This is a genomic window from Flammeovirga pacifica (genome assembly GCF_000807855.2).
Lineage (GTDB): Bacteria > Bacteroidota > Bacteroidia > Cytophagales > Flammeovirgaceae > Flammeovirga > Flammeovirga pacifica.
On record NZ_JRYR02000001.1, the window covers coordinates 1,408,458 to 1,420,385 of the forward strand.

The following is an 11,928-nucleotide window of genomic DNA, read 5'->3' on the forward strand; positions in this document are numbered from 1 at the left end:
ATGATTTACTGTATAAGCTTAGTAATGCGGTACTGTCATTTTCTATCTCACAACATCAAAGACACCCCTTTTACAATTTGTGATATAAAAAAAGGCAACCCATTGTCTGGATTGCCTTTTATATCGTTTAGAAATGAACTAGTCGTCCTTTCCTTTTTTCTTTGCTGCTTGCTGTGCTTTTTGTTGCTCTTTCATTGCTTTATCAATACGAGCGGCAAAACCTCCAGCCTTTTTATTCGCATTCTTCTTTTTATTTTCATCCATTACTTTACGGATCTTATCTTCATTCACGAAACGCTTAGAAGCTAACTGTTGTACAATTGTAAAACAGTTTGAAACGAAATAGTAATATGTTAAACCAGCTGCAAAGCTGTTGAAGATAAATAAGAAGATTACAGGAGAAATATATGAGAAATATTTCATCTGTGGATTCGACTGTACTTGAATCTGATTTTGGAAGTAAGTATACCCTGCCATTGAGACAGCCCACAATAACGTAAATAACGATACGTGATCTCCGTAAAAAGGAATACTAAATGGTAAATCCAAAATTGAATCATATGAAGATAAATCATCTGCCCATAAGAATGCTTGACCTCTTAATTGAATAGCATTTGGGAAGAAGTTATACAACGCTACAAAGAATGGCATTTGAGCAACCATTGGAATACAACCTGAAAGCGGGCTTGCTCCTACTTTAGAATACAAGGCCATTGTTTCTTGTTGTACTTTCATTTGGTCATCACCATACTTTGCTTTAAGCTCATCCATTTCTGGCTTTAATAACCTCATCTTCGCCATTGATTTGTATGAGTTGAAAGTTAGTGGGTATAACACTGACTTTACTAATACCACCATAATGAAAATGATCAAGCCATATCCTAAATTAAAACCTTCCAAGAATTCAAAAATTGGAATGAAGATATATTTAGATAATGGAGTTGTCCAAGACCAACCTAAGTAAACGTTGTCCTCAAAACCAGGAGCAACTGCTTCACAAACACGGTATTCGTTTGGACCAAAGTAATATCTCAAATTTGCTTCAGAAATTGAAGCTAAAGGAATTTGCAATGAAATGTCAGCAGTCTTTACAATATCAAGACTTGCTTCATCTGTAGACTCTTTAAGGTTGGCAGCGTTAAATTGCTTATCAGTGATAAAACCAACATTAAAGAATTTTTGCTTGGCTGAAACCCACTTCAAAGGAGTAGAAATAGCTTCTTCCTCTGTTTTTGTAGAAGCCATAGATAAATAATCAAACTTATCTTCAGCAGTATAATAATTAACTGTAGTTTTCTGACGAGAAGTTTTCATATCCTTCTCAATGGCCATCATTTTAGAATTCCATTTGTAAGAAATGTTATCACCTGATACAAATTGCTTTGCCGTTCCTAAAACAAGTTCATAACCTACAACATATTGATCTTCCTCTAGCGTATAAATTCTTCTTAAGATTTCTTGACCCTGAGCATCTCTCGCAACCATTGCCACTTTATTTCCAGATTGCTCTGGCGTATAATACAAGGTGTTTAAGTCGATCTGACCAAAAGTCGTAGGAAGTAATTCTTGAACAGAGTAATTATCTTTATTTACTAAGTGTAATTCTTTTTTATCATAAGTCTGTTGAGTTTTGATTAAAACATCTTCAACTCTACCACCTTTTGAATTAAAAACAACTTCTACTTTATTATTACTAAGGACTAAATCTTTCTCCTCTCCATTCATTACAGCCGAAAACAGACCATATTGTTGTTGCAATACTGAATCTGGAACTACTGTAGGCGTTAATTCTGTTTGTTTGTTTTGACTAGCAGTCTCTAAATTTTCAACTTGTTCTGTTGCATTTTGAACCGCTTCCTCCTGTGGATCAGGCTGAAAGAAGAACATATAAGCAACCAACATAGCTGATAAAATCAGAAAACCAGTTGTTTGATTTTTATCCATAATTAAATTTTCTGTAAAAAACTTTTATATGAGAACTTTAGAGAAATCTGAGTACCCATTAAAATGTTTGCAAATTTAAGATTTTTAGTTTGAAGTTTTATCAAAAAATTGATAAAATAATAGGCGAATTAAATAAAATAAGAAGCCCCTTAATGCAATCACTAAGGGGCTTTAATATCATTTCAAAGATTAAGCACTTACAACTTCACCTTTGCTATTTTTCAATTCTTTTACTGCTTTAACAAAAGCCACAAATAATGGATGTGGATTTTCAACAGTAGATTTATATTCTGGGTGGAATTGTGCTCCCACATAGAACGGATGATCAGGAATTTCTACAATCTCTACTAACCCAGATTTTGGATTAATACCTGTTGCTTTCATACCTGCTTTTTCATATTGCTCCAAATATTCGTTATTAAACTCATATCTGTGACGGTGTCTTTCAGAAATTTTAGTCGAACCATAAGCTTCATAAGCTTTAGATCCTTCTTTCAATTCACAAGGATAAGCACCTAAACGCATTGTTCCTCCCATTTGTGAAAGGTTCTTTTGGTCTTCCATTAAATCGATCACAGGGTATTGTAATTCTTCTTCCATTTCAGAAGAATGAGCACCTGATAAACCTACTTTATCTCTACCAAAAGCAATCACAGCAGATTGCATTCCTAAACAAATTCCGAAGAATGGTACATTATGCTCTCTTGCAACAGAACAAGCATTGATTTTACCATCCATGCCTCTTTCACCGAATCCTGGTGCTACTAAAAGACCATCTAATTCTGTGATAATTTTAACGGCAACATCTCTTTCGTCTAAGTCTTCAGCTTTGATATACTCTAAACGTACTTTCACCTCGTTTACAGCACCTGCATGTACAAAACCTTCAACAATAGATTTATAAGCATCTGGAAGCTCTACATATTTACCTACTAAACCGATTCTGATTTCTCCTTGTGGATTTTTCAATTTTTGTAGGAAACTTAACCAATTATCTAAGTTTGGTTCTTGGTAAGCAGGAAGACTTAGTTTCATCAATACGATTTCATCTAATTTTTCTTTCTGCATTAATAAAGGCACATCATAAATTGTAGACGCATCGCATGATTCAATCACTGCGTTTAGATCTACGTTACAGAATAATGCAATCTTACGACGCATCTCCATAGGAATATGATGTTCAGTTCTACAAACCAAAATATTTGGTTGAATACCTGCTTCTAATAATTGTTTTACTGAGTGTTGTGTAGGTTTTGTTTTCAACTCCCCTGCTGCTCTTAAATAAGGCACCAAAGTAAGATGAATAACCATAGCATTCTGAGAACCTAATTCTAATCTAGCCTGACGTACAGCTTCTATAAAAGGTAATGCTTCGATATCACCAACACAACCACCAATTTCTGTAATAACGATATCGTAATCGCCATTTTCTGCTACTTTGTAGAAGTTTCTTTTAATCTCATCAGTAATATGAGGAACGACTTGAACGGTTTTACCTAAGTAAGCCCCTTCACGTTCTTTAGTGATGACATTATTATAAACTCTACCTGTTGTAACGTTATTTGCTTGAGATGTAGGAACGTTTAAGAAACGCTCATAGTGTCCTAAATCTAAATCTGTCTCTGCTCCATCATCTGTAACATAACATTCCCCATGTTCATAAGGGTTCATTGTCCCTGGGTCAATGTTAAGATATGGATCGAATTTTTGGATGGTGACAGAGTAGCCTCTTCCTTGTAATAATTTTCCAAGTGAAGCAGAGATGATTCCTTTACCTAATGATGAGGTAACACCTCCGGTAACGAAAATAAATTTGGTTTGTGTACGAGAAGACATACTTCGATGATTTCACATTATGTTTGTGCAAAACTAAAGCAACGAATTAGATTTAACAAATAAAGTATGTCAATGCTTGTAACTACTTTAAAAAAGTGCTCTTTGTTCGGCTTTTTCTCTTAAAATTGGGTAGGTAAATTTCCAATTGTAATCATTTTCGGATTTTTTACCGATATGATTCCCTATTTCTGGACACAAAATATCTTCGGGTTGATGAGCAAAAAAATAAACTTCTTGCAATCCTTGTTGTTTAAATCTATCTATTCTTTTTAACCAAAGATCTACCCTACTAAAGTCTGTTGGACTTAACTCATTCCCTACAAATCTGATCAAAATTACAGGGGTAGTAACACGCATATGTAACACATCTCTTCTACCTGCAACATCTGTAATGATCATTGCTTGACTTCTTTCTGTCATTATTTCAGATAAGTCGTTTAAAACGGCTTGATCTTTAAACCAAGAGTCATGTCTTAGCTCTAATGCCAAAGGTATATCTGATGGGTATTTTTCTAGAAAAGTAAAAAGCGACTTCCTTTCTTGTATATCAAAATCTGGAGGCATTTGTAACCAAGTATACCCTAATTTGTGTTCAAACAACCTCATTTGATCTGTAAACTCATCGACATCAGATTGCACATTATTTAAACGTTTTCGATGAGATACGCTTTGAAGCATCTTAGGGCAAAAACGGAAATAATCTCCTACAGAAGATTTCCATTTAAGAATAGTAGCCGATTGTGGTATACCATAGTGCGTACTATTTAATTCTATAGTATCAAAGTGTTGTGCATAGTGATGTAGAAAAGTAGAAGGACTTGATTTATCTGGGTAAATTTTACCTTTCCATTCTGTACAAGACCATGCTGGAGCTCCTAGTCTAAAATCAAAATTACCAACAAAATTTGGATGATTTCTTAACACCATTTGAGAATAAGGATCCTCTTCTGGTAAAGAAAAATCAACTCCCGAAATATCTTTTAGTCTTCCAAAATCCATACACATAGTTAGAAATTTAGATCAATTTTTGAAGGACAATATATAAAAAATGACTTACTTCTCCCCCTTTCTCAGATGATCTCAAGATTAATCTTTAGTCACTACAGATTGTTCTTTTATAAAATTATCTATCTCCTTATAATGACATTTACTGATTAATGTATTGATTTTCTCTTGGATTACTTGATCAGACTCCACATTTCTACTTCTTAAGGCTTCTTTCATCAAAGCTGAAATTTCAGATGTATGTGCCTGAGCCAAATCTAATAAGGGCAACTCAATAAGGTTATGGTATAAATTAGACTCTCTAGGAGAAAAAGAAATTTGACGGGCTGTTTCCAAAAGTGTTTGAGTGTACCTTGGAGCTAATTGAAGTAATTTTCCTATGTATATATAATCATCCAAGTTATCATCACTTGTTTCTATATAATACTTTAATTCTTGCAATCCTCCTGTATTCACTTCACTTTCAGCCATCATTTTTTCAAATGCAGTGATTGCTTCATCATGGGTTAGTTGATGAATTTCTTGAGCGAAACTTTTAAATCCAATGAATAAGAAAACAGATAATAGAAGATGTTTCATTTTTAATATATTTATATCTTGATATGCAAATTTAAATGAAAATGGTTCTTTGATAATCTTCAAGTAATTGTTTTTAACATTGTTTGTGTCATTTTTAAGATTTCACCACTTTCATTACTCCTACTTTACATGACTTCTATTGTAAGACAACAAACATTATCCATTTGTTTCATTGTATTCTTGATACAAACCTCTTTTTGTCAAGGATTAGAAAGGAAGACCAATGAAAACATAAGTAGACAATTTGCCTTAATCATAGGCACTGATAAATACAATGGTAAGCCGGATTGGGCTGATTTACAAAATCCAATTTTTGATGCTGAAACTATAGCTGATGTTTTCATTAATGAATACGGATATCAGACTCAAATCCTTAGAAACCCTGATAGTAATACTCTGTTAAATACCATCATTGATTATCATGAAATTCTTAAGAAGAATGATCGTTTCATTATTTACATTGCTGGGCATGGAGATTATGATGAAAGAATTTTTGATGATGGATTCATAGTTTGTCATGATTCCAAACCATTAAAAAATGATATGAATCGCAAAACATATATCTCTTATAAAACTGTAAGTAGTGTGGTCAATAAATTACCTGCAAAACAAATACTTCTACTTCTTGATGTTTGCTTTAGTGGTTCCTTTAATTCTAAGATGAGAAATTACCGATCTGCCCATCGATCGGATATCTACTCTGATATTGATGCTAGTGCATATGCCGCAAAAAAAATGAAACTAAAAACCAGAACAGTCATTACTTCTGGTGGATTAGCACCTGTTTTAGACGGAGTTGCTGGTCAACATTCTCCTTTTGCCTATAAATTAATTGAAGGATTAAGAGTATTGCCTGATCAAAAAACTATCATTACTTCTAACGATTTATATTCTTATGTATCAAGAGTTAAATCTCAACCTATAATTGGGCATTTTGGCGATCATGAACCTGCAGCTGAGTACATTATTGGAATGGCCAACTCTCAAAAAGGAAATGAAATAAAGGTAAAATATGAACCTACAATAGAAGATTTCATTCAGTCGAGAGGTGTTTCATCTTCTAATTACAATTATGATAAAATTCATGATTTAACAGGAAAAACAGTAGTTCCTCAAAAGTATTACATCCAATTATTATCGGAATCTAATGAAAAGGCTCTAGAAGAAAGTATTGATCTTTACAATCAAAAATTAAAACAACACTTATTGATTCAAAGAATTTCTATAGAAAATAAAGATTGGTATCGATTGTTTGTTGGTGGGTATGATGATCTGAATTTCGCGAAGAAACAATTATCAGAATTAAAACAAAAACACACCTCTGACAAACATTTTAAAGACGCATACATAAAAGGGTTCGAGCATCCACAGAATGACCTATTGAAAGATAATACATTGTATAATCTTCATTTAAAACCCATCAATATCAAAGGGTATGGCATTCAAGTATTTTCAGACCCCTCTTTATCTTTCACCTTGGATAAGGCAAGGGTTTATGAAGAACAATCAATTCCTGCATTTGTAGAAAAAACTAAAGTAAACAACAAAAATTATTATCGACTTATTATTCAAAATTTTAAGGATAAAAATAAAGCTGATCAATACCTCAATAAACTAAAAGGAAATACAGAAGATGTGAATATTCAGGGGGCGTATATCCGGAGTTTTTAAAATAAATAACCATAGAAGAGCATCAAAAAAAAGGGCTAGTTTCTATATAAAAAGAAAACACACCATTCCTATAAGAAATGATGTGCTAAATATAATCTGAATTGGTTAAACGACTCCTTCCCTCTATCAAGGAGTCGTCTTAAAATATACTTAAATGAAATGTGTACTATCCAGTAAAGGACCTAAATGAGAACTTGTACTCATTATTCATAAAAAAAATCTCTTTTTTTTAGAATTGATTCATTTTTCATCACTTATAGACAAAAAGTTATCCCACAAATCATCATCTAAAAAAATCAACGAAGAGTATAAAGACGTTTTTTGATAAAAAAAATAGGCTGTCTCATTCAATAATGAAACAGCCTATTTTTATATATTTAATTGAATCTTATTTCAATTATTTGCTCACTTTTAGCTTTACCTCTACACCGTCTAAATCTAGAACAGTAGCGTCTGCTACAGAAGATTCTACAGTAAGTGATAATGCTTGAGTTTCATCACAGATATATCCTTTAAATGACTCAAATGCTGCATTTACTAAATCTTCACCTTGCTCAGCAATGATGTTGATTTTGTCTTGCACTTCTAAGCCCATGTCTTTACGGAGATTCTGAACTCTGTTGACGATATCACGAGCGATACCTTCTTTACGAAGTTCATCTGTTAATGTAATATCAAGTGCTACAGTAATACCTTGATCTTTTGCCATTGACCAACCTGGGATATCATCCGAAGTGATCAATACATCTTCTACACCAAGAACTACTTCGTTGCCATCTACATCAAAAGTACATGAACCTGTAGATTCGATTGCTTTGATATCCTCTTGTGACATTTGGTTTACAGTAGCTGCGATACCTTTCATCAATTTACCATATTTTCTACCTAAAGTAGCAAAGTTTGGTTTGATGTGCTTCACGAACATACCTTCATTTTCCTCAGTCAGGAACTCAATCTCTTTGATGTTTACCTCATGTGAGATCACATCTTGAACCGCTTTAATCTGACCCGTCACCTTTGTATTAACATCAGGAATTAAAATACGTTGTAATGGCTGACGTACTTTCATCTTCTCTTTCTTACGGATAGAGTGAGTTAATGATGAAATTACCTGAGCCAAATGCATCTTTTCTTCCAAGTCGATATTGATCAAATCTTCGTTTACTTGAGGGAATTTCGCCAAGTGAACTGATTCTGCTTCGTCTTTACCTGTAGCTTTATTCAAATCCTGGAACAAACGATCCGAGAAGAATGGAGCAATTGGGGACATCAATACTGAGATAGTCTCCAAACAAGTGTATAACGTTTGGTAAGCAGCAATCTTATCGGCAGCATATTCACCTTTCCAGAAACGTTTACGGTTTAAACGTACATACCAATTCGACATATCTTCGATAGTGAACGATTGGATGGCTCTTGCCGCTTTTGTTGGCTCGTAATCGTTTAATGCCTCGTCTACTTCTTTGATCAAAGTATTTAATCGAGACAAGATCCAACGATCCGATTCGTGACGTTCTTCCATTGGTACTTCAGCTTCTGAATAAGTGAAGTTGTCCAAATTCGCATAAAGCGAGAAGAACGAGTAAGTATTATAAAGTGTTCCGAAGAACTTACGTTTCGTTTCTTTTACGCCCTCCAAGTCAAACTTTAAGTTATCCCAAGGGTTAGCGTTTGAGATCATGTACCAACGAGTAGCGTCTGCACCGTGCTCTCCCATTGTATCAAATGGGTTAATCACGTTACCTAAACGTTTGGACATTTTTACACCGTTCTTATCCAATACAAGACCATTAGAAATCACGTTTTTAAACGCAACATTGTCTTGTGTCATTCCAGCAATTGCATGTAAAGTGAAGAACCAACCACGTGTTTGGTCAACACCTTCCGCGATAAAGTCTGCAGGGAAAGAACCGTCAAAAATCTCTTTATTTTCGAATGGATAGTGCCATTGAGCGTAAGGCATTGCACCTGAATCGAACCAAACGTCAATCAAGTCTAGCTCACGATACATCGGCTTTCCATCTTCTGATACTAAAATAATATCATCTACGTAAGGACGGTGTAAATCGAATTCCTCTACTAGTTCACCGTTTGCATCGATGTACTTAGGATTCTTAGGCATTACTCCTGCCGCTACAGATTTCTTTACTTCTTCGGCTAACTCAGCTACAGAACCAATACATTTCTCCACTGATTCATCCTCTGTTCTCCAAATAGGAAGAGGAGTACCCCAATAACGAGAACGAGATAAGTTCCAATCTACTAAGTTTTCTAACCAGTTACCGAAACGACCTTCACCAGTAGCTTTTGGTTTCCAGTTAATCGTTTTATTCAACTCTACCAAACGATCTTTTACTGTAGTTGTACGAATAAACCATGAATCTAACGGATAGTACAATACAGGCTTATCAGTTCTCCAACAGTGAGGGTAACTGTGGACATATTTAGCTACTAAAAACGCTCTATTTTCCGTCTTTAATTTAATGGCTAAACGAACATCCATCGATTTGTATTCCTTCGCAGCAGATACTTCGTCTTCTTCGTATTCAGCTTTAACGAATTGCTCACCAAATTCTCCCATTTCTTTTACATAGCGACCTGTACGATCTACTAATGGAAGAGGCTTGCCTTTTTCATCAAAAACTACAACTGCAGAAATACCAGCTTGATTGGCTACTCTTTGGTCATCGGCACCAAAAGTTGGAGCGATGTGAACGATACCAGTACCGTCCTCAGTAGTCACATAATCACCAGGAATTACTTCAAATGCTTTACCTTCAGGTTTCACATATGGTAATAATTGCTCATATTTCACCCCTACTAAGTCAGCACCTTTATATTCTCCGATTACTTGAGCAGGAACTAGTTTAGCACCTTTCTCATACGCATCGAAATCAGCATCCAATTGCTTTTTAGTCACATAAGCATTCAAACGATCTTTTGCTAAGATCACTGTAATTGGCTCATGTGTATAAGCATTGTATGTTTTCACCTTTACATAGTTGATTTTCTCACCTACCGCTAAAGCAGAGTTAGAAGATAACGTCCAAGGAGTTGTTGTCCAAGCAAGGACAAATACATCGCCGTGTGCTCCTTCAAAAAGAGAAGCAGACTTATCGTCTTTTTCCACTTTAAATTGAGCTGTAACTGTTGTATCTGTTACATCTCTATAACAACCTGGCTGGTTCAACTCGTGAGAAGACAAACCTGTTCCTGCTGCTGGAGAATACGGTTGGATAGTATATCCTTTATAAAGAAGATCTTTTTTGTATAACTCTTTTAGCAAGTGCCAAAGAGTTTCCATGTATTTTTTATCAAATGTGATATAAGGATCATCAAGGTTTACCCAATATCCCATTTGTCTTGTTAGCTCATCCCACTGCGATTTGAATTCCATTACAGTCTTCTTACATGCAGCGTTATAATCATCAACAGAAATCTTAGTACCAATATCTTCCTTAGTAATACCAAGCTCTTTTTCTACTTTAAGTTCTACTGGAAGTCCGTGAGTGTCCCAACCTGCTTTACGCTTCACTTGGAAACCTTTCAACGTTTTGTAACGGTTAAAAAGGTCTTTTACAGCACGGCCCATCACGTGGTGAATACCTGGAGCACCATTAGCTGAAGGCGGACCTTCATAAAAAACAAATGATGGATTTCCCTGTCTTGATGAGACAGACTTATCGAAGATATTTTGCTCTTCCCAATATTGGCGAATCTCTGTGTTCGCTGCTACAAGGTCAAGGCCTTTGTATTCTTTAAATCCCATTGGATGATGTAACTGTCAATTATTATATTAAAACTCGACCCATAAGGGTACAATTCGCACAAATATCGTAATTTGTTTCTAAATGAGAAACTAACTTTTGATGATCTTCGATATTATTTGCAACAAGGGATTAATAGTCAAAGAAATAATGATTTTTTAAATTGCTTTTTGAAGCGAATATTCGTGTTTATTTACAGAAAAAGAAGATTATTTTTTGATTCAACTAAAAAATAGACCTTTTCCATTAAAATGTTGTTAGGTGTACAAGCTTTCTTATCTTCATCAATTTATTTTCCTATTGATCAAAAGTATAATTGTCGATACTATAGAATCATGAATTTTAGATCTAAATTTTCTAATAAGAGGTTTATATCACTATAAACATCAAGCATTACATTTTTTTTGATTAATAATTTCCTCTTAATACAATTTCCCTCATCTCAGTCTCTTATGATAAATCACATAAATCCCCTATTTTTATAATTAAACTATTACTCTCTAAAATCAAAAATGCAAAACCTTCAAAAATCAACTACTACAGTTTTAAAGAAAAGAAAATCCACACTCTCTAATTATAAAATAGATGGCGAGATATTCATCCCCTATACTTCAGTAGGATTTCAAACCAAAAACAATATTGTAGGAAAACTTAAAAGGTGGATAGGAGGATTATCATTAGGAATGCTTTCAGTAAATCTAAGCTTCAATTTTTATGAGCTCTATACCCACGGCCTTGACTATTATGATTTTTATGATTGGATAACTTTCGTTCCTGATGTAATAGAAATAAGTGGAATTATTGGCCTATATACATTCGCACGTAGAATGAATAAAAAGTCTTTTTTATTCGAATTTCTCGGATTAACTGATGACGAAATTCAAATCAACTTATTTTATAAAAAACACAGAATTAAATTAAAAGATGTTTTAAACTATAGATTTTCTACCTCTCGCCACAATGTTAATTACTTGATTTTTCAGCTAAAAAATGGAAATGAGTATAAAATCAAATGGCTACAAACTTTTCTCATCAAAGAACATCAAGAAATTGTAGATGATTATTTTGAGGAAATTGATAAAAGAATTAATCAATAACAATCAATGAATATATATTTCATTTATTG

At 34.0% G+C, this 11,928-nt stretch carries 7 protein-coding genes; 2 read left to right on the forward strand and 5 right to left on the reverse strand.

What is annotated here, in order from left to right; translation table 11 throughout:
• Nucleotides 1–138: 138 nt before the first annotated feature.
• From yidC to NH26_RS05715, 4 genes are all read right to left on the reverse strand, one after another.
• Nucleotides 139–1,944, reverse strand: coding sequence for a membrane protein insertase YidC (gene yidC / locus NH26_RS05700; protein WP_044219136.1), 1,806 nt, complete (start codon nt 1,942–1,944; stop codon nt 139–141).
• 189 nt (nt 1,945–2,133) lie between these two features.
• Nucleotides 2,134–3,780: a CTP synthase gene (locus NH26_RS05705; protein WP_044219135.1), complete on the reverse strand. Its 1,647-nt coding sequence runs from the start codon at nt 3,778–3,780 to the stop codon at nt 2,134–2,136.
• A gap of 87 nt (nt 3,781–3,867) precedes the next feature.
• The gene (locus tag NH26_RS05710; RefSeq protein ID WP_052431812.1) at nt 3,868–4,779 is read right to left on the reverse strand and encodes a DUF72 domain-containing protein; all 912 of its coding nucleotides are present in this window, start codon (nt 4,777–4,779) and stop codon (nt 3,868–3,870) included.
• An 87-nt stretch (nt 4,780–4,866) separates the two neighbouring features.
• A complete protein-coding gene (locus NH26_RS05715; RefSeq protein WP_139262898.1) occupies nt 4,867–5,364 on the reverse strand; it encodes a hypothetical protein in 498 nt (165 codons plus the stop codon).
• A 129-nt stretch (nt 5,365–5,493) separates the two neighbouring features.
• Between NH26_RS05715 and NH26_RS05720 the strand changes: the two genes are divergently transcribed.
• A complete protein-coding gene (locus NH26_RS05720; RefSeq protein ID WP_044219133.1) occupies nt 5,494–7,035 on the forward strand; it encodes a caspase family protein in 1,542 nt (513 codons plus the stop codon).
• Nucleotides 7,036–7,432: 397 nt separating this feature from the next.
• Here the strand turns inward: NH26_RS05720 and ileS are convergent, their stop codons facing one another.
• Nucleotides 7,433–10,804 carry an isoleucine--tRNA ligase gene (gene ileS / locus NH26_RS05725; RefSeq protein ID WP_044219131.1) on the reverse strand — a complete coding sequence of 1,124 codons (3,372 nt, stop codon included), beginning with the start codon at nt 10,802–10,804 and terminating at the stop codon, nt 7,433–7,435.
• Between the two features lie 510 nt (nt 10,805–11,314).
• Here ileS and NH26_RS05730 point away from each other — a divergent pair.
• On the forward strand, nt 11,315–11,899 hold the full coding sequence (locus tag NH26_RS05730) for a hypothetical protein (RefSeq protein ID WP_044219129.1): 585 nt from the start codon (nt 11,315–11,317) through the stop codon (nt 11,897–11,899).
• The last annotated feature ends 29 nt before the right edge of the window (nt 11,900–11,928 follow it).